Genomic DNA, 18,336 nt, shown 5'->3' on the forward strand with positions numbered 1-18,336 from the left:
GCGCAGAGATGAAAACGGGTGGTCAACTGGTGGTCGAGGCGCTGGTCGCAAACGGCGTCAGGCGCATCTCCTGCGTGCCGGGCGAGAGCTATCTCGCCGTGCTGGATGCGCTCTACGATACCGACATCGACGTCGTCGTCTGCCGCCAGGAGGGCGGTGCGGCGATGATGGCGGACACCTGGGGCCGGCTGACCGGCGAACCGGGTGTCTGCATGGTCACGCGCGGCCCCGGCGCCACCAATGCCTCGGCCGGTCTCCACGTCGCCCGCCAGGATTCGATCCCGATGATCCTGTTCATCGGCCAGGTGCAGCGCGACGCCCGCGAACGCGAGGCTTTCCAGGAGATCGAGTACCGCCGCGCCCTCACCGAGGTGGCAAAATGGGTGGGGGAGATCGATGATCCGGCGCGCATCCCAGAATTCGTCACCCGCGCTTTTGCCGTCGCGACCTCCGGCCGTCCCGGCCCGGTGGTGCTGACGCTGCCCGAAGACATGCTCACCGAGAGCGCCGAAGCCCCCGCCGCCCGCGCCTACCAGCCTGTCGAAAGCCATCCGGGACCAGGCCAGGTCGCCCGCCTCGCGACTTTCCTCGTGGAGGCGAAGCGGCCGATCGCCATTCTCGGCGGCACGCGCTGGTCGGCCGAAAGCGTCGCGGAATTCCAGCGTTTCGCCGAGCGCTGGCATCTCCCGGTCGGCTGCTCCTTCCGTCGCCAGATGCTGTTCGACCATCTGCACCCGAACTACGCCGGCGATGTCGGCATCGGCGTCAATCCGGCCCTGGCCAAGGAAATCAAGGAGGCCGATCTCATCCTGCTTCTGGGCGGTCGCCTCTCGGAAATGCCCTCCTCGTCCTATACCCTCGTCGACGTCCCCTACCCGCAGCAGACGCTGGTGCATGTCCATCCCGATCCGTCCGAACTCGGCCGCGTCTATCGGCCGGATCTAGCGATCGCCGCGAGCCCGCGCGATTTCGTCGCCGCCCTTGCACAGATCGCACCTGCGGAAGAGCCGGTCTGGGCGCAGCGCACCGCCGCCATGCACGAGACCTATCTCAAATGGTCGACAGCGCCGGAGACGGGACCGGGCCAAGTGCAGATGGGGCCGATCATGAACTGGATCGAGGCGAATACGGCGCCGGACGCGATCTTCACCAACGGCGCCGGCAATTACGCCACCTGGCTGCACCGCTTCCACCGCTTCCGCCGCTACGGCACGCAGGCCGCGCCGGCCTCCGGCTCCATGGGCTACGGCTTGCCCGCGGCGGTCGCGGCGAAACACCTCCATCGCGACCGCGAGGTCATCTGCTTCGCGGGCGACGGCTGCTTCCTCATGCATGGCCAGGAATTCGCCACCGCCGTCCGCTATAGCCTGCCGATCATCGTGCTCGTCATCAACAATGGCATTTACGGGACGATCCGCATGCACCAGGAACGGGATTATCCTGGCCGTGTCAGCGCCACGGACCTGACCAACCCGGATTTTGCGGCGCTTGCACGCGCCTATGGCGGCCATGGCGAGACGGTGGAACGGACGGAGGAATTCGCCGCTGCGTTTCTCCGGGCGCGCGCCAGCGGCAAGCCGGCGATCGTCGAGATCAAGCTCGATCCGGAGGCAATCACGCCGACACGGACGCTGAGCGAAATACGCAACGGCTGATGGAAAAGACGGCGCCTGAATGAGAGCCCGGCCTGGAGCGGGTGTCGGCAAGTCCTGGCACTTTCAGACCGTCCGGATCATCTCCCAAAGCTGGCCCGGTTCTTTGACACCGGCCTGATAAAGCTTGGCGATTTTCCTGGCGAGTTGGTCGGCCTCCTCGCTGCCCATCGACAGGTTTCGCTCTTCCAGCGCGCGGTGCCAAACGCCTTCAAGGATCGCCACGTGACCGGGAAGAATTGGATAGTCTCTGAAACTATTGAAAGGATCCATGGCCGATCTCTTCTAAAGCTGCCCGCCGAGACCTGCACGTCCCGACGGGACGGCGAATGCCAACAATTGCGCAACAAGCAGGAACGGCGTCAGAAACGCGAAAGCGCGCTTGTTTGGGCCAAGCGCGCTCCAAGCGAACGATCTTCAAAGGGCGCCGGCACCCTCGATCGAACAAATCCAATATAGCACCGAATGCCCGTCGGAAACAGTGAAAAGCCGCCGTCCGCCTGTTTCACTGCCCGCCGAGGAACGATCGGCGCGTCGGCCTAGCTGCGAATATGCTGCGTCTGCTGGTAGACGGCCGTCGAGCGAGCGCCGGAACGGCAGTAGCCGAGCATCGGGCGCTGAAATTCGTCGAGGGCGTCGACCATGCGGGTCACCGCGTCGGCCGTCACGCCCATCGGGCCGACCGGTATATGAACGATCTCCAGGCCGAGTTCCTGGGCGCGCGCGGCAATCGCATCGAAGGTCGGCTGATCAGGAGCCTCGAAATCCGGACGGTGGCAGACGATGGACTTGAAACCGAGCGCCTTGATCTCGTCAAGGTCGTCGACCGAGATCTGGCCGGAGACCGAATATTCATCGTTGATCTGGCGAATGTCCATGATGTCGCTTCCTCAAGACTGCGTTGCCTTGGTGTAGGCCGCAGCCCCGTCGCCGTCAATCGCGAAGCGATTTCAGACGACGCCGAAGGCAAGCGCATAGTCGCGCGACTGCCCGGGCTCCAGCAGATCGAGTTCGCCGCTTGCCGCGAGCTCAATCCGCTTGGCCAGACGATGCGATGCCGGCTCGATGCTGATGACATTCGCGCCGCCGCGTTGGCAACGCCACATCTGCAGGAACGGCAGCGTATCGGTCAGGAACCGCACATCGAGGGATCGCCCTTGAAGCCCCGGCAGCGCAGAAAGCGAAACCTCCGCCCATCTCTCGTCGCCGGCGACCGCGGCCCGACAGAAATGCGCGCTCTCGCCTTCACCGAAACGCCAGGCCAGTGAACCGCCCTCCAGCGAAGCGCTTTCGATCCGGGTCTCATCGCCGAGCAGCCCGCCGGCGATGTTCATATGATACATCACCATCGGCGCGAAGGCGGAAGCGCCGATATTGACGACGCGGTCGGTGAGCATCACGCCGTGCCCATGCTCATCAACCTGCCAAACGCGCTCGATTGCCGCCCTGCCGCCGCAGGCGAGATCGACTTCCGTGAGCGCCGAGCAGCGCAATCCGTCGAGGGACATCTCCGTCCGGCTGACCGGCGTTCCGGCGAGCGACCCGTGCAGGGGATAGCGGACATGGCCGCCACGCCCCTCGACCGGTTCCGGATGACGGATGTGGTCGGGACCGCAGGTGAAGAGAAAGCCGGCCAGCGCACGATCGATACGCCGGTCGCCGTCGGAGGGGATCGCAGCTCCCGGCGAGAGATCGACGCCGGCCGAGACGAAGGCCGCGATGTCGAGCGCCGAGGATCGGTCGAACAGGAGATGGCTGTCCGCGCCGCTATCGGCACTCAGGATGGTCTGCATTCTTCTCTCCCACGGCATCCAGAATCAGCAAGGGCGAGGACATGATAGCGCAGCGCCCGGGCCATGAGGGGCCATCCTTCGAATTGAACCAACCGGGAAGAAAAACGTTATGAATTCAATGCCGTCGACCGGCAGTCGGGATCCTTCGGCGGCAGGCATCTGTTGCAAAGGCGCGGGCGCTGGCTTAACTAGGATTTAAGGGACTGTTCATGATGAATTCACTTTTTTCACATTAACGTCGGAATCGGTATGTACCGCCGCAAAGCAACCACCACGAAAACAGGTTCTCTCGTGTCAGCGACCCGCACCGGCCTTTCGCTTCTCGCCGCACTCGGCCTTCTCGCCGTGGACCTCGTGCCCGCACGCGCCCAGGAGGGCGGCTATTGGGGCGGCGATGTGATGCTGGTCACGCCCGAGGGCGATATTCTCGACTATGTGCCCGGGCCAGACGAGGTTCAGGCGGTGCGCGACCGCCGCGGCCGCACCGTGCTCGTGGATCCCTGGGGCAATATCGTCGCCACCGTCGTGCCGAATGACGGCTACGGTGTCCGTCGCCGCGAATATGGCGACAATGGCTATTCCAACCGGCGCGACCGCGGCTATGGCTATTCCGAACCGGGCGAGTTCACCGGCACGGTGCCGGACTATCGCGACGTTTCGCCCGCCCCGGTGGAACGCGAAGAGCTTCCGAACAGCCTTCCGACCCTTGGCGAAGAACAGGCTGCCTATGATCCGCAATACCAGGAGCCGCTGAGCCAGCCCATGCCGCCGGCAATCGACGTGAAGGGCAAGTCGCGCGCCGAAATTACCGCCCTTCAGGTTTTCCTCGACCGCGAGGGCTTCTCGCCCGGCGTCATTGACGGCAAGATGGGATCGAACGTCACCAAGGCCATGCAAGCCTGGCAGCAGGCGACCGGCGAGATACTGGATCCGAACAACACGGAAGACATTCTCGAGCGGCTGCGCTTCAACGGCGGCCTGCCGATCACCACCTACACGATCACCGCTGCCGACGCCGCCGGTCCTTATGTGGCCGCGATTCCGGAAGACTATGCCCACAAGGCGCAGCTCCCCCACCTTTCGTTCACGTCGACCACCGAGATGCTCGGCGAGAAATTCCATATGGACGAGAACTATCTGCGCGAGCTCAATCCGGGCGTCGACTTCTCCATTCCGGGCACGACGATCAAGGTCATCAACCCCGGCCCGAATAAAGCGGGCAAGGTGGCGCGGATCATCGCCGACAAGGGCCGCAAGCAGGTGTTTGCCTATGACGACGCCGGCAAGCTGATCGTCGCCTACCCCGCCACCATCGGTTCGGCCGATACGCCTTCACCGTCGGGCACGGTCTCCGTCGAGCGGATCGCCTTCAACCCGGGCTACACCTACAATCCGAAGATCAATTTCCAGCAAGGCGCCAACGACAAGATCCTGACGCTGCAGCCGGGACCGAACGGCCCGGTGGGCACCGTCTGGATTGCGCTCTCTAGGCCGACCTACGGCATTCACGGCACCCCGGATCCGTCGAAGATCGGCAAAACCCAAAGCCACGGCTGCATCCGCCTGACCAATTGGGATGCGACCGAGCTCGGTAAAATGGTCAGCGTCGGCGTAACCGTCGAGTTCGTCGACGAGCCGGGGGCGCCGATTTCAGCCGACTCAGCAGATGTTTTGACTCCTTATTGAGAGTTCGCCTCCGCCACAGATAGGGCGGCGGCGCGCGAGGGTCGCCCGACCTTTTCGCTTTGTCCCGGCATTGCCGGACTTCATGACTTCATGACTTCATGAAACATTGTCATGAAAAACTTTGCTCCGATGGTTCTATCAAAGGCAAGGAACCCCTCGATCACCGCAAAGGAATGCCGGCAATGGCAACGGAGCGCCCTCTTCCCAATCTCTGGCACGCGACGGCACCGGCCGCTCCCGAAACCGGCCCGCTCACGGGCGACGTGGCGAGCGATGTGGCGATCATCGGCGGCGGCTTCACCGGGCTCTCGGCCGCACTTCATCTCGCCGAAATGGGCGTCAAAGCCACGGTCATCGAAGCGCGCATGATCGGCTATGGCGGCTCTGGCCGTAATGTCGGCCTCGTCAATGCCGGCATGTGGGTAAAGCCGGACGATCTGATCGCCACGCTCGGCGCCGAAGCCGGCGGTCGCTTGCTGAACGAGTTGGGGGACGGCCCCGCCTTCGTCTACGACCTAGTCGCTCGTCACGGCATTGAGTGCGAGGTGGTGCGCAACGGTACGCTGCACATGGCCGTCGGGCCCGAGGGGCTGAAGGAGATCACCGAGCGCGAGGCCCAGTGGCAGAAGCGCGGCGCCCCCGTCGAGGCGCTTCCAGCCGACAAGGCCCATGCGCTTTCGGGCGCCGAAGGCTTCACGGGCGCATTGCTCGATCGCCGGGCCGGCACGATCCAGCCGCTTGCCTATGCGCGGGGGCTGGCACGGGCAGCGCTTGCTGCAGGCGCTGAGATCTTCACAGAAACACCACTCGTTGCCGCCGAACATCGCGGCGACGTCTGGAAGCTGACGGCCGGCCGAGGCACGCTTATTGCCCGGCATGTCATCGTCGCCACCGAGGCCTATGGCGCACTCGTCGATAACGTGCCGTGGAAGGCCCAGACGCAGGAACTGACGGTCCTTCCCTACTTCCAGTTCGCCACCAATCCGCTTCCCGGCGAGGTCGCGAGCCGAATCCTGCCCGAGCGCCAGGGCGCCTGGGACACCGGCCTCGTCATGACGTCGTTTCGCATGGACCAGCAGAACCGGCTGATCTTCGGCTCGATCGGCCGTCTCGACGCGATGGCCGAAGGGACGCATCGCGCCTTTGCCGCGCGCTCGGTGCGCAAGCTCTTTCCCTATATCGGCGATTTCCGCTTCGAATATTGGTGGGACGGCCGCATCGGCATGACCAGCAATCACCTGCCGGTCATGCACGTGCTTGCGCCGAACGTCGTTTCCGTCGGCGGCTACAACGGCCGCGGCATTGCCCCCGGCACCGTCTTCGGGCGCGCGCTTGCCCGGTATGTCACGGGCGACGCTTCGGCAATCCCACTTGCCGAGACGCCGATCACGCCCGACCCTTGGCGGAACCTGAAATCCGCCTTCTATCACGCCGGCGCCCAGGCAAAGCATCTCATCGACCGGCGGCTCTGAAGAAAAGATTTCGACCGGAACGACTTTCGTCAATTCCGGTCGGCCTTGGGAGGCAATTGGAGAGCTGAAACTCAAGCGGCGCGCGGCAAGGCCGAACGCAAGCGAGACATCAGCGCGCGGCGTGCCGTGACAGGCAGCAAGGCTTGGACCTCGCTTGCAAGCGCAAAGGCATTTTCGCGTGCCTTGTCGAGATTGCTGACGCGGCTCGCATCCATCGTTTGCAATGTCCCGCCGCATTCGAAGATCTCGCGATAGGCGGCGCGTTCGATGATCGGCGTATCGAGGACCGCGACACCGCGCGAAGCAAGCAGCGCCTTGATCGCCTGCAGCGCCCGCGTCGTTACCAACGAATTGACACGCGTCAGCACCACCGAGTGATTGATGCGCACCCTCGCCTTCTGTTCGATCTGGCGAATGAGCTCCAGGATCTGGACCGCGCCGCGCGCATCCATGGCACAGCCCTGCACCGGGATCAGCACCTGATCGGAAAGCCCGAGCGCCAGCGCGACGATTGCGTCCCTCGCCCCGGCGAGGTCGATTATGATGTAGTCGGCCTCGTCCTTCAGCTCGCGGATATGACAGGGGAGCGACGCAGGCGTGATGTGCGAGATCACTTCGAGATTGGCGATATGCCCGGAAATCTCCGACCAGTTGGTGATCCACCGCTGCGGATCGGCATCCAGGATCACCACACGGTTGCCTTGACGGGCCAGTTCCGTCGCCAGGATCAGGGCTGCCGTCGTCTTGCCGGCGCCGCCCTTCGCGTTGGCCAATGTAATGACCGCCATCTTACCACCTCATTCTCTCGGTGCCCGTCGCCTCCGCTCGGAGCAGGTTCGATTAAGAGAACCTTTCAGAACATGGTTAACAAAATGGAAATTTTGACCGGCAAAGATTAACCGGAGGACCCGGCGATTGGCGGCCTTCGCATGAAAAAGCCCGGGAAATCAACGTTTCCCGGGCTTCGAAAAAATTAATGCGGATCGCTCAGATGCATTCGGCAAAAAGCGTCTTCGCCGCATCCAGCGTCAGTTCCACCGGATTGCCACCGGCCGTCGGATCGACGATCGCCATCTCGGCCATCTCATCGATGCGGTCGGTGCCGACGCCGAGAGCGGAGAGCTTGTCCGGAACCCCGAGCTCCTCGCGCAACTGCAGCACATAGTCGTAGAAGCCTCCGAACCCACCGGCGATGCCGAGATAGGCGGCCGCGCGCGCGATCTTTTCCTCGATCGCGGACCGGTTGAAGCGCAACACAGGCGGCATCACCACGGCATTGGTCATGCCGTGGTGGGTGTTGTAGATCGCGCCGACCGGATGCGACAGCGAGTGGATCGCACCGAGGCCCTTCTGGAAAGCGACCGCCCCCATCGCCGCGGCGCTCATCATATTGGCGCGCGCCTCGATATCCGTGCCGTCCCTATAGGCGCGCGGCAGGTACTCCTTGACGAGCCGCATGCCTTCGAGCGCAATACCGGCCGACATCGGATGGTAGAAGGGCGACGAATAGGCCTCCAGGCAATGGGCGAAGGCGTCCATGCCGGTGCCGGCGGTGATGACCTTCGGCATGCCGACCGTCAGTTCGGGGTCGCAGATCGTCACGGCCGGCAGGAACTTCGGATGGAAGATCACCTTCTTCACGTGGCTCGCCGAATTGGTGATGACGCTGGCGCGGCCGACTTCGGAGCCGGTTCCCGCCGTCGTCGGCACGGCGACGATCGGCGCGATGCCCTCGACGCTCGCGCGCGTCCACCAGTCGCCGATGTCCTCGAAATCCCAGACCGGCCGGGTCTGGCCCGCCATGAACGCCACGCACTTGCCGAGATCCAGGCCAGAGCCGCCGCCGAAGGCGACGACACCGTCATGGTCGCCATCCTTGAACGCCCTGACGCCGGCTTCGAGATTGACGTCGTTCGGGTTCGGGTCGACGTCCGCGAAGATAGCACGTCCGAGGCCAGCAGCTTCCAGAATATCGAGCGCGTTCTGCGTGATCGCCATCGGCGCAAGCCCGCGGTCGGTGATCAGCAGCGGCTTCTTCATGCCGGCGGCCTTGCAATGGTCGGCAAGCTCCTTGATCCGGCCGGCGCCGAACTTGATGGCGGTCGGGTAACTCCAGTTGGCGGTGATTGTCATGCTGTGACTTTCTTCAGATGGTAGGATTTCGGGCGGGTGAGATTGTGGAAGCCGAGCATCGAGAGCGAGCCGCCGCGACCCGTCTCCTTGACGCCGGTCCAGCAGAGGGCCGGGTCGAGATAGTCGGCGCGGTTCATGAAGACCGTGCCGGTCTCGAGCTCGCGGCCGATGCTAGCGGCGCGCTCGGCATCCTTTGTCCAAAGCGATGCGGTAAGACCATACTGGCTGTCGTTCATCAGTTCGATCGCCTCGGCGTCGCTCTTCACCTTCATGATGCCGACCGCCGGCCCGAAGGTTTCCTCGCGCATGAACTCCATCGAGTGATCGACATCGACCAGAATCTGCGGCGCGAGATAGGCGCCGCCGTCGTCCTCAGGGAAACGCTTTGGATCGATCAGCGCCTTGGCGCCCTTGGAGACGGCATCGGCGATCTGGTTCCGGACGGTTGCGGCAAACCGCTTGTTGGCCATGGGCCCGAGTGTCGTCTCCGGATCGAGCGGATTGCCGAGCTTGTAGTTGGAAACCCAGGCGACCGATTTCTCGACGAAAGCGTCATAGAGCGATTCATGCACATAGATGCGCTCGATGCCGCAGCAGCACTGACCGGAATTATAGGTGGCGCCGTCCATCAGCGTGTCGACGGCGGCATCGAGATCGGCGTCCGCCATCACATAGCCGGGGTCCTTGCCGCCAAGTTCGAGGCCGAGGCCGGTAAAGGTGCCTGCGGCCGCACGCTCGATCGAGCGCCCGCCCTCGACCGAGCCGGTGAAGTTGATGAAGTCGAAACTCCTGGCGGCGATCAGTGCCGCGGTCGTCTCGTGGTCGAGGAAAAGGTTCTGGAAGACGTCCGCCGGCACGCCTGCCTCGACGAAAGCCCGCACCATGCGCTCGCCGACGAGGATCGTCTGGCTGGCGTGCTTGAGGATCACCGTGTTGCCGGCCATCAGCGCCGGCGCCACCGTGTTGATCGCCGTCATATAGGGGTAGTTCCACGGCGCGACGACGAAGACGACGCCATGCGGTTCGCGTTCGATGCGCCGCTCGAAGCGATCGCTCTCCTCGACGACGAGCGGCTTCAGCGCGTCGGCCGCGATCGAGGCGACGTAGTTGGAGCGCTCGTTGAAGCCTTTGAATTCGCCGCCATAGCGAACCGGCCGGCCCATCTGCCAGGCAAGCTCCGGCACCACCTCGTCGACCATCTCATTGAGCCGCGCGACGCCGGCGAGCACCAACTTGACGCGCTCGTCGAGCGGACGCTTCGCCCAGCTCTTTTGTGCCAGCCGCGCATGGGCGACTGCCTGCTTGGCGAGCTCGAGCGGCATTGCCGGCCGCTCGGCATAGACCTCGCCATTGACCGGCGAAATGCATCTGATCATCGTCATGATCGTCTTCCTGTTTCTGCTTTCAAGTGAACCTTCGTCTTCGCAACTACCCCTCCCCAACCCCTCCCCACAAGGGGGAGGGACTTACGGGCAGCATCGCCTCGCCCAACGAAACGTCTCCACAAGTGGCGGCGGTTCAGGCCGGAGAAGACGGGGCGGCAAGGGGAGTCCCTCCCCTTTGTGGGGAGGGGTTGGGGAGGGGTTTTCCTCTACGCCCTTTCGAACCCGCGCGCGACCTCCCAGTCGGTGACGCGCCGGTCATATTCCTCCTGCTCCCAGCGGGCCGCGCGCGCGTAGTGGTCGATGACCTCTTCGCCGAACGCTTCCCTAAGCATTTTCGACGCCGACAGGGCTTCGGTTGCCGCCCTGAGCGTATGCGGAATCTCGCGCACGTCCTTGCCATGATAGGCGTCGCCGATGAAAGGCGCTTCCAGCTGCATCTTGTTCTCGATGCCGGATATGCCGGCCGCGAGCAAGGCGGCGAAGGCGAGATAAGGGTTGAGGTCCGAACCGCCGACGCGGCACTCGATGCGGATCGCCTTGGTTTCGTCGCCGCAAAGGCGATAGCCGGCGGTGCGGTTGTCCTTGCTCCAGATCGCCTTCGTCGGCGCGAAGGTGCCTGCCATGAAGCGCTTGTAGGAATTGATGTAGGGCGCCAGGAAATAGGTGATCTCGCTCGCATGGGCGAGCAACCCGGCCACGTACTGCCGCATCAGCTCGGACATGCCGTATTGCCCCTCCTTGTCGTAGAACAGCGGCGTCTTGCCGTCGACGCTCCAGAGGGACTGGTGGACATGCGACGAGGAACCGGCGGCGGAATAGTTCCACTTGGCCAGGAAGGTGATCGCCTTGCCCCGCGACCAGGCAATCTCCTTGCAGCCATTCTTGATGATGGCGTGCCGGTCGGCCATCGTCAGCGCGTCGGCATAGCGCACGTTGATCTCCTCCTGGCCGGCGGAGGCTTCGCCCTTGGAATTCTCGACCGGAATGTCCGCCCCCTGAAGGCCGTTGCGGATCGCCCGCATCACGTCTTCTTCCTTGGTGGTCTGGAAGATGTGGTAGTCCTCGTTGTAGCCGCTGGCGAGATGGAGGTCGCGGTATCCGGAAAGCCGCGCATCTTCGTAGGACTGATCGAACAGGAAGAATTCGAGCTCGCTCGCCATGAAGGCTTTCAGGCCCATGGCTTCGAGCCGCGCGATCTGCTTCTTGAGGATGGCGCGCGGCGAATGCGGCACCTCCTCATGGGTATGGTGATCGAGGACGTCGCAGAGAACGAGCGCCGTGCCCTCCAGCCAGGGGATGCGCCGCAGCGTCGCAAGGTCCGGCTTCATCGTGTAGTCGCCGTAGCCCTTCTCCCAGCTGGTCGCCTTGTAGCCGGGCACCGTCTCCATCTCCATGTCGGTCGCCAGCAGGTAGTTGCAGCTGTGCGTTTCCTTCCAGGCGCTGTCGACGAAATATTGCGCGTGAAAACGCTTGCCCATCAGGCGGCCCTGCATGTCCACCTGGCAGGCGAGCACCGTGTCGATGCGCCCACTAGCGACATCCTCTTTCAATTCCTCGAACGAGTAGCTCATGAAAGTTCAATCCCATGTTTCGGCGCGGTGTAGCCGCAAATAAAAAGCGGAGATCGCAGGCGCGACCTCCGCCCCTCTTGATATTGTCCTAGACCTCGCCGACGGCCTTTTCGGCGGCGGCGATCTCCGCCTGGCGGCGCGCGACCTCAGCACCGATCGGCGGCCCGCGGAAGCGGCGGCTCTCGAAACCGAACCAGATAATGCCGGTGACGACCAGGAAGCCGACGGTGATGTAGAGAGCCCAGTCGTTCGGCGGCTGGATGCCGAGGACGAAGATCAGCACCATCGCGATGATCGACAGGATGGCGAAGAGCTTGAACATGCCCTCGCCGAGGTTCCAGGGGCCCATCTTGTCCCACTTCGAGGTTCCCCAGGCGAAAAGGCCGAGCGTGATCGGGATCGCGAAGGAGAAGAACAGGAAGATGACGGTGCAGGAGACGACGATCGTATAGACCGGCGTTTCGCCGATCGAGACGAGCGACGAGCCCCAGACGAACAGCACCGAGAGGACAGAACCCGTCCAGATGGCCGCAACCGGCGACCGGTGGGTCGGGCTCACCTTCGAGAGCGGCTTGGAGGCCGGCAGGCCGCCGTCACGGGAGAAGGCGAAGATCATGCGCGAGACCGAGGTGACCGTCGCCAGGCCGCACAGCCATTGGCTGACGAAGATGGCGAGGTAGAGGATGTCCTTGATGACCGGATGGACCTGCGCGTCCATTGCCCAGAAGAACACGTTCCAGCCCTGCTTGGCAGCCTCGTCCATGTTCGGGATCATCAGCACGAAGGCGCACAGCATGATGTAGCCGAAAAGCGCCGACCAAAGCACCGAGGAGACCATGCCGCGCGGCACCGATTCCGCTGCCTTGACCGTCTCCTCCGACGTATGGGCCGAAGCGTCATAGCCGGTGATCGTGTAGATCGGCAGAAGCAGGCCGAGCAGGAACACCCAGGTTCCGGAAGTCTGCGGCCAGACGTTGCCGCCCGCCTCGCCCGAATAGTTCGAGAAGGTGAACAGCCGCCCGACCTCGTAGGTGTCGGCAGCCGCAAGGCAGACGATCGCCAGCAGGATCGAGGTGGCGAAGATCAGATAGCCCGAGAAGTCGGTGAGCTTCGCCGTCAGGCCGATGCCCATGTGGTTCACAAGCGCCTGCGCGCCGGTGATGATCGCCAGGAAGACGATGCGGGTCATCGTCGTGTCTTCCAGGCCGAAATAGGGTGTCCCGAACGAGCCCATGAAGAAGTAATAGGTGCCGACATTGATGGCGCCGAGAACCGTGACCAGGCCGAGGAGGTTGAACCACGCCGTCAGCCAGCCGGTGAAGCGGTTCCCGAGGATCGAACCCCAATGATAGAGCCCCCCGGCGGTCGGATAGGCCGAACTGATCTGCGCCATGGCGACGGCGAAGACGAGCGAGATGAAGCATCCGAGCGGCCAGCCGATGCCGATCGCCGCTCCGCCTGCACCGGCGGTCGCCTGCGCCAGCGAGTTGATGCCGCCTGACAGAATGCAAATGATCGAGAAGGACACGGCGAAATTCGAGAACTGGCTCATCCGCCGTTCCAGTTCCTGAGCGTAGCCCATCGAATGCAGGATGTGCAGATCCTGCTTCTTATCGGTTTCGGAATAGTCTGACATCTTTTTCCCCTGTTTCTCCTGACCCGGCGCGCTATTGCGAAAGGTCACGTCACCACCTGTTCCGGCACGGGAACAGGAACCGCGGCTTTGCCGCTCCCCTGGGTCTTTTATTGTTTCGGAAGGGCGGCCGCGCTTCTGGCGAGCAACCCTTCCAGATAATCGGCCATGACCCTTTGGCCGATCTCGTTGCGAATGAGATCGTTCCTGATCTCGATCATCACGTTCGGCAGCCCATGACGGACGCCGTATTCTATCAAGCTGTGCGTTACCCCGTCTGCCGGCCCGTAGGGCTCGTTGCGGCGGATGTCGTATGCGACCCCTCCAGTGGTGGCGACCGCCAGCATGCGATCGGCGAGCCGGCTGTCGGCGTCGTGCAGGATGCCGAGTTCCACGCTGCGCGGCTTACCGAAATAGACCGGCGTGAAGCTGTGCATGGTGACGAGGATGGGTTGCCGACCTACCGCCTTGCGGCCGACGACGAACGCGGACACCGCATCGTGGAACGGCAAATAGATTTCGTCGACGCGCGCCTGGCGCTCCGCAGCCGACATCGTCCGGTTTCCCGGCACCTCGTAGACTTCGCTGACGACGGGCGTGGCCGCATCGGACTCGGGCGGCCTGTTGCAGTCATAGACGAGGCGCGAAAAACGCTGATGGATGAGCGTGCCGTCCAGCTTCCCGGCCAGCAGCCGCGAAACCGCCAGCGCGCCCGGGTCCCAGGCGATGTGGCTCTCAAGCGCTTCCTTGGGAAGCCCGAGCGTTCCGAGACGTTCGGGCAGTCGGCTGGACGCGTGCTCGCAGACGAAGAGGAAATTTCCCTCCGCATCGGCATTCTCAATGGCGACCGGGTCGCCTTCTGCCTGCGTCAAAAGCCCCGTCAAAACCGGCCCCCATTGCCTCGTCAGACGCTCACAATGAAAAGAATTCTTCACGAATCGGCGGGTGTCAATCAAAAACTGAAGAGATCGTTTCAGATTTTGATTGACTCCGATTGCGGCTGCGATGTTTAATTTCCTTCAAGCTGGCAAAGACCGGCTGAGGGGCATGATATTGAACGGCAACACGGCATCCATGACGGTGTCGGATGTGATCAACGCACATTTCGCGGCGCTGACGCGCGCCGAGAAGCGTTTGGCGGAGACACTTCTCGACAACTATCCGGTCTCCGGGCTCGGTTCGATCACCACGGTCGCCGAGAACGCCGGCGTTTCGACGCCGACGGTGGCGCGTATGGTTCAGAAGCTGGGCTTCCGCGGCTTTCCCGATTTCCAGTCGAGGCTCCACCAGGAACTGGAGGCGACGATCTCCAATCCGATCGCCAAGCACGATCGCTGGGCAGCGAGCGCACCGGGCACCCATATCCTCAACCGCTTCGCCGATGCCATCATGGGCAACATGCGCCAGACGCTGTCGCAGATTGAACCCGGCGAATTCGATCGGGCGGCTGCCTTCATCGCCGACCGCAAGCGGAATATCTATCTCGTCGGCGGCCGCATCACCCGCTCGATGGCGGACTATCTCTTCACCCATCTCCAGGTCATCCGAACCGGCGTCACGCAGATCGCCGCCAATCCGAGTTCCTGGCCGCACTACGTCCTCGATATGAAACAGGGCGACGTCCTCATTCTGTTCGATATCCGCCGCTATGAACAGGAAATGGAGACTCTCGCCCGTTCCGCGCGCAGCCGCGGCGTCGAGATCATCCTCTTCACCGACCAATGGGGTTCGCCCGTCGCCAAGTCCGCTTCCAAGGCCTTCCGCGCCCAGATCGAGGTGCCCTCGGCCTGGGACAGCTCGGTCATGCTGCTGTTTCTTGTCGAGGCGCTGATCGAGGCGGTGCAGAGCTCGAATTGGGACGAAACGAGGGATCGAATGAAGGCTCTCGAGGGCCTCTTCGATTCGACACGCATCTTTCGCAAGCCAGGCTAGGAGGTACCGGTCGAAGTCCAAGTGTCCGGACGAAGGATTGAGGGTGCAAGGCGCGCCGTGCACTCCTTGGAGCGCAAGCCCATCGGAAACGGCGTTCTCGCCGCAAACGGGAAAACGGCCTGTCACACAAGTTTCATCGCGCCACATTAACAGCATCGCCGAAATTGACTGAAAACCCATAAGGAGAACGCCAGTGATTTCAATGACTCAACGCCTGCTCTCGCTCTCGACCGCCATGTTGCTGGCAACCACGGCAGTGGCCGTCGCCGAGCCGAGCGAAGAGCTTATCGCCGCCGCCAAGAAGGAAGGCATGCTGACCACCATCGCCCTGCCCCACGACTGGTGCGGCTATGGCGACGTCATCGCTTCGTTCAAGGCCAAGTATCCGGAAATCCAGGTCAACGAACTGAACCCGGATGCCGGCTCGGCTGACGAAGTCGAAGCCGTCAAAGCCAACAAGGACAACAAGGGCCCGCAGGCTCCCGATGTTGTCGACGTCGGCCTCGCCTTCGGTCCGCAGATGAAGGCCGAAGGCCTGCTGCAGCCCTACAAGGTCTCCACCTGGGACGACATTCCGGACAGCGTCAAGGATGCGGAAGGCTTCTGGTACGGCGACTATTACGGCGTGATGTCCTTCCTCGTGAACAAGGACCTCGTCGCCAATTCGCCGAAGGACTGGGCCGATCTGCTGAAGCCGGAATATGCCGGCCAGGTGGCGCTTGCCGGCGATCCGCGCGCATCCAACCAGGCGATCCTCGGCGTTCTCGCCGCCGGCCTCGCCAAGGGCGCGAAGGCCGGGAAGGAAGCCGGTGAAGCCGGTCTCGGCTATTTTGCCGAACTGAACAAGGCCGGCAATTTCGTTCCGGTCATCGGCAAGTCCGGGACGCTGGCCCAGGGCTCGACCCCCATCATCGTTGCATGGGACTACAACGCCCTCGGCTGGGGCAAGACGCTCAACGGCAACCCGCCGACCGAAGTCGTCGTTCCGGCAAGCGGCGTTCTGGCCGGCGTCTACGTTCAGGGCATCTCGGCCTATGCGCCGCACCCGAATGCAGCCAAGCTGTGGATGGAGCACCTCTATTCCGACGAAGGTCAGCTCGGCTGGCTGAAGGGCTTCTGCCACCCGGCTCGCTTCAACGCGATGGTCAAGGCCGGCAAGGTTCCGAAGGAACTGATCGATGCCCTGCCGCCGGCAGCGGCTTATGAAAAGGCCTACTTCCCGACGCTGGAAGAGGTCGACGCGAACAAGGCCGCGGTGACCGGCGGTTGGGATTCCGTCGTCGGCGCAAACGTCCAGTAAGCGCTTCCGCAATCATGCCGCCCCGGCCGGTTCTCCGGCCGGGGCGGATAGGATATGCATAGGAAATTCAATGAACGGCCGCGTCTGTAGCGCGGCTTCTCGGGGCGAACGGAATGTCATCTGCTCACACCGGCGCCAGGCCGCCTGCGCGTCGTCTTCCGCTTCACTGGCTGGGCATCCTGCCCTTTACCGCTTTCGTGACGCTTTTTCTCCTTCTGCCGACGATGAAGATCGTGGTCGGCGCCTTTCAGACAGCAGACGGCAGCTTCACGCTCGACAATATCTACGGCCTGTTCACGCCTTCGATCCTCGCGGCCTATTGGATCTCCATCAAGATCAGCATCGCCTCGGCGCTTCTCGGCTGTCTGACTGGCTTTGCCGTCTCCTCGGCCGTGGTTTTCGGCGGATTGCCGAAATGGATCCGCGGACCGCTGCTGACCTTTTCCGGCGTCGCCTCCAACTTTGCAGGCGTACCGCTGGCCTTCGCCTTTCTCGCAACCCTCGGGCCGGTCGGCATCCTCAGCGTCTTCCTGCGCTCGGAGCTTGGCGTCGATCTGAGGGCGCTCGGCTTCAACCTGCTGTCCTTCTGGGGCCTGACTATCACCTACCTCTTCTTCCAGATCCCGTTGATGATCCTCATCATCACGCCCGCGCTCGACGGTTTGAAGCGTGAATGGCGCGAGGCGGCCGCGATCCTCGGCGCCACCGGCCTGCAGTATTGGCGGATGGTCGCCTTCCCGATCCTGCTGCCTTCAATTCTCGGAACTCTGGCGCTTCTCTTCGCCAATGCCTTCGGCGCCGTCGCGACGGCAATCGCGCTCACCGGCTCGTCGCTGTCGATCGTGCCCATCCTGCTCTTCGCCCAGATCCGCGGCGACGTGCTCGGCAATCCCCATCTCGGCTACGCGCTCGCTTTCGGCATGATCGTCGTCACGGGCATCGCCAACGCGATCTATATCTGGCTTCGCGCCCGCAGCGAAAGGTGGCTGAAATGAGGAAGATCTGGGCTTGGGGCGCCCTCCTTTTCGGCATCCTCTATTTCACCCTGCCGCTCATCGGCATGACCAACTTCTCGCTGAAGATGCGGCGCGGCGAGTATTCTTTCGATGCCTACGCGAAGGTTTTCGGCGATCCGCGCTTCCAGGAAACCTTCACCTATTCCGTGGCGCAGGCGCTCTTCACCATCGCCTTCGGCGTGCTGCTCGTCGTACCGACTGCCTATTGGGTCCGGCTCAAGCTGCCGCGGCTGCGTCCCTACATCGAGTTCATTACGCTGCTGCCGCTGGTCATTCCGGCAATTGTCATCGTTTTCGGCTATATCCGGCTCTACAACACGTCGAGCTGGTTGCCGCTGACAGGCTCCGCTTTCGGCACCGATATACTGCTGATGTTCGGCTATGCCACGCTCGCGCTACCATACATGTATCGCGCGGTGGATACGGGTCTCAGGACAATCGACGTCGCCACGCTGACCGAAGCCGCCCAGAGTCTGGGAGCCGGATGGGCCACGATCCTGGCGCGGATCATCCTGCCGAACGTGCTCGTCGCAGTGCTCTCCGGCGCCTTCCTGACCTTCGCCATCGTCATAGGCGAGTTCACCATGGCAGCACTGCTGAACAAGCCGGCCTTCGGCCCCTATATGCAGCTCCTCGGTGCCAACCGCGCCTATGAGCCGGCTGCACTCGCCGTCATCGCATTCGGCATCACCTGGGGCTGCCTCGGCCTCATCCAGCTCGTCTCGCGCTTCCAGAAAAGCGCGCCTCCCAAGGCCTGAGGACC

At 63.1% G+C, this 18,336-nt stretch carries 16 protein-coding genes; 7 read left to right on the top strand and 9 right to left on the bottom strand.

The window, feature by feature from the left end:
* Positions 1 to 8: 8 nt before the first annotated feature.
* Positions 9 to 1,655 carry a thiamine pyrophosphate-binding protein gene (locus tag RHIBR816_RS0100635; protein WP_026186501.1) on the top strand — a complete coding sequence of 549 codons (1,647 nt, stop codon included), beginning with the start codon at positions 9 to 11 and terminating at the stop codon, positions 1,653 to 1,655.
* A 63-nt stretch (positions 1,656 to 1,718) separates the two neighbouring features.
* Here the strand turns inward: RHIBR816_RS0100635 and RHIBR816_RS0100640 are convergent, their stop codons facing one another.
* The 3 genes from RHIBR816_RS0100640 to RHIBR816_RS0100650 all read right to left on the bottom strand — a co-directional run bounded on the left by RHIBR816_RS0100640 (position 1,719) and on the right by RHIBR816_RS0100650 (position 3,445).
* Entirely contained in the window at positions 1,719 to 1,925 is a 207-nt protein-coding gene (locus tag RHIBR816_RS0100640; RefSeq protein ID WP_018234596.1) for a hypothetical protein, read from the bottom strand.
* 266 nt (positions 1,926 to 2,191) lie between these two features.
* Positions 2,192 to 2,530, bottom strand: a complete 339-nt coding sequence (locus tag RHIBR816_RS0100645; RefSeq protein WP_018234597.1) for a TIGR01244 family sulfur transferase — start codon at positions 2,528 to 2,530, stop codon at positions 2,192 to 2,194.
* 72 nt (positions 2,531 to 2,602) lie between these two features.
* Positions 2,603 to 3,445: a DUF4432 family protein gene (locus RHIBR816_RS0100650; protein ID WP_018234598.1), complete on the bottom strand. Its 843-nt coding sequence runs from the start codon at positions 3,443 to 3,445 to the stop codon at positions 2,603 to 2,605.
* A 249-nt stretch (positions 3,446 to 3,694) separates the two neighbouring features.
* On the opposite strand from RHIBR816_RS0100650, the gene RHIBR816_RS0100655 reads away from it, so the two are divergent.
* Together RHIBR816_RS0100655 and RHIBR816_RS0100660 are read left to right on the top strand one after the other, a co-directional pair.
* Positions 3,695 to 5,131 (top strand): L,D-transpeptidase, encoded by a 1,437-nt coding sequence (locus RHIBR816_RS0100655; protein ID WP_018234599.1) that lies wholly within the window; start codon positions 3,695 to 3,697, stop codon positions 5,129 to 5,131.
* Between the two features lie 182 nt (positions 5,132 to 5,313).
* Positions 5,314 to 6,603 carry an FAD-binding oxidoreductase gene (locus RHIBR816_RS0100660; protein WP_018234600.1) on the top strand — a complete coding sequence of 430 codons (1,290 nt, stop codon included), beginning with the start codon at positions 5,314 to 5,316 and terminating at the stop codon, positions 6,601 to 6,603.
* Between the two features lie 71 nt (positions 6,604 to 6,674).
* On the opposite strand, the gene RHIBR816_RS0100665 is transcribed toward RHIBR816_RS0100660, so the two are convergent.
* The 6 genes from RHIBR816_RS0100665 to RHIBR816_RS0100690 all read right to left on the bottom strand — a co-directional run bounded on the left by RHIBR816_RS0100665 (position 6,675) and on the right by RHIBR816_RS0100690 (position 14,209).
* Positions 6,675 to 7,391, bottom strand: a complete 717-nt coding sequence (locus RHIBR816_RS0100665; protein ID WP_018234601.1) for a ParA family protein — start codon at positions 7,389 to 7,391, stop codon at positions 6,675 to 6,677.
* Positions 7,392 to 7,590: 199 nt separating this feature from the next.
* Positions 7,591 to 8,736, bottom strand: a complete 1,146-nt coding sequence (locus tag RHIBR816_RS0100670) for an iron-containing alcohol dehydrogenase (protein WP_018234602.1) — start codon at positions 8,734 to 8,736, stop codon at positions 7,591 to 7,593.
* A complete protein-coding gene (locus RHIBR816_RS0100675) occupies positions 8,733 to 10,118 on the bottom strand; it encodes an aldehyde dehydrogenase family protein (protein ID WP_018234603.1) in 1,386 nt (461 codons plus the stop codon). Before RHIBR816_RS0100675 ends, RHIBR816_RS0100670 begins: the two co-directional genes overlap by 4 nt.
* Before the next feature lie 209 nt (positions 10,119 to 10,327).
* On the bottom strand, positions 10,328 to 11,692 hold the full coding sequence (locus tag RHIBR816_RS0100680; RefSeq protein ID WP_018234604.1) for a glutamine synthetase family protein: 1,365 nt from the start codon (positions 11,690 to 11,692) through the stop codon (positions 10,328 to 10,330).
* Positions 11,693 to 11,780: 88 nt separating this feature from the next.
* A complete protein-coding gene (locus RHIBR816_RS0100685) occupies positions 11,781 to 13,328 on the bottom strand; it encodes an amino acid permease (RefSeq protein ID WP_018234605.1) in 1,548 nt (515 codons plus the stop codon).
* Between the two features lie 107 nt (positions 13,329 to 13,435).
* Positions 13,436 to 14,209 carry an N-formylglutamate amidohydrolase gene (locus RHIBR816_RS0100690; RefSeq protein WP_018234606.1) on the bottom strand — a complete coding sequence of 258 codons (774 nt, stop codon included), beginning with the start codon at positions 14,207 to 14,209 and terminating at the stop codon, positions 13,436 to 13,438.
* 169 nt (positions 14,210 to 14,378) lie between these two features.
* Here RHIBR816_RS0100690 and RHIBR816_RS0100695 point away from each other — a divergent pair, with 169 nt between their 5' ends.
* The 4 genes from RHIBR816_RS0100695 (at position 14,379) to RHIBR816_RS0100710 (ending at position 18,331) form a co-directional block, all read left to right on the top strand.
* Positions 14,379 to 15,257, top strand: coding sequence for a MurR/RpiR family transcriptional regulator (locus tag RHIBR816_RS0100695; RefSeq protein WP_026186502.1), 879 nt, complete (start codon positions 14,379 to 14,381; stop codon positions 15,255 to 15,257).
* Positions 15,258 to 15,450: 193 nt separating this feature from the next.
* The gene (locus RHIBR816_RS0100700) at positions 15,451 to 16,557 is read left to right on the top strand and encodes an ABC transporter substrate-binding protein (protein WP_026186503.1); all 1,107 of its coding nucleotides are present in this window, start codon (positions 15,451 to 15,453) and stop codon (positions 16,555 to 16,557) included.
* Between the two features lie 113 nt (positions 16,558 to 16,670).
* On the top strand, positions 16,671 to 17,552 hold the full coding sequence (locus RHIBR816_RS0100705; RefSeq protein ID WP_018234609.1) for an ABC transporter permease subunit: 882 nt from the start codon (positions 16,671 to 16,673) through the stop codon (positions 17,550 to 17,552).
* Positions 17,549 to 18,331, top strand: coding sequence for an iron ABC transporter permease (locus RHIBR816_RS0100710; RefSeq protein ID WP_018234610.1), 783 nt, complete (start codon positions 17,549 to 17,551; stop codon positions 18,329 to 18,331). The genes RHIBR816_RS0100705 and RHIBR816_RS0100710 overlap by 4 nt, the downstream gene beginning before the upstream one ends.
* Positions 18,332 to 18,336 lie beyond the last annotated feature (5 nt).

The organism is Ensifer sp. BR816 (assembly GCF_000378985.1).
Lineage (GTDB): Bacteria > Pseudomonadota > Alphaproteobacteria > Rhizobiales > Rhizobiaceae > Sinorhizobium.

Coding starts and splice junctions, on each gene's coding strand:
- RHIBR816_RS0100635 (WP_026186501.1), top strand. CDS start 9: ATGAAAACGGGTGGTCAACTGGTGGTCGAGGCGCTGGTCGCAAACGGC.
- RHIBR816_RS0100640 (WP_018234596.1), bottom strand. CDS start 1,925: ATGGATCCTTTCAATAGTTTCAGAGACTATCCAATTCTTCCCGGTCAC.
- RHIBR816_RS0100645 (WP_018234597.1), bottom strand. CDS start 2,530: ATGGACATTCGCCAGATCAACGATGAATATTCGGTCTCCGGCCAGATC.
- RHIBR816_RS0100650 (WP_018234598.1), bottom strand. CDS start 3,445: ATGCAGACCATCCTGAGTGCCGATAGCGGCGCGGACAGCCATCTCCTG.
- RHIBR816_RS0100655 (WP_018234599.1), top strand. CDS start 3,695: ATGTACCGCCGCAAAGCAACCACCACGAAAACAGGTTCTCTCGTGTCA.
- RHIBR816_RS0100660 (WP_018234600.1), top strand. CDS start 5,314: ATGGCAACGGAGCGCCCTCTTCCCAATCTCTGGCACGCGACGGCACCG.
- RHIBR816_RS0100665 (WP_018234601.1), bottom strand. CDS start 7,391: ATGGCGGTCATTACATTGGCCAACGCGAAGGGCGGCGCCGGCAAGACG.
- RHIBR816_RS0100670 (WP_018234602.1), bottom strand. CDS start 8,736: ATGACAATCACCGCCAACTGGAGTTACCCGACCGCCATCAAGTTCGGC.
- RHIBR816_RS0100675 (WP_018234603.1), bottom strand. CDS start 10,118: ATGACGATGATCAGATGCATTTCGCCGGTCAATGGCGAGGTCTATGCC.
- RHIBR816_RS0100680 (WP_018234604.1), bottom strand. CDS start 11,692: ATGAGCTACTCGTTCGAGGAATTGAAAGAGGATGTCGCTAGTGGGCGC.
- RHIBR816_RS0100685 (WP_018234605.1), bottom strand. CDS start 13,328: ATGTCAGACTATTCCGAAACCGATAAGAAGCAGGATCTGCACATCCTG.
- RHIBR816_RS0100705 (WP_018234609.1), top strand. CDS start 16,671: ATGTCATCTGCTCACACCGGCGCCAGGCCGCCTGCGCGTCGTCTTCCG.
- RHIBR816_RS0100710 (WP_018234610.1), top strand. CDS start 17,549: ATGAGGAAGATCTGGGCTTGGGGCGCCCTCCTTTTCGGCATCCTCTAT.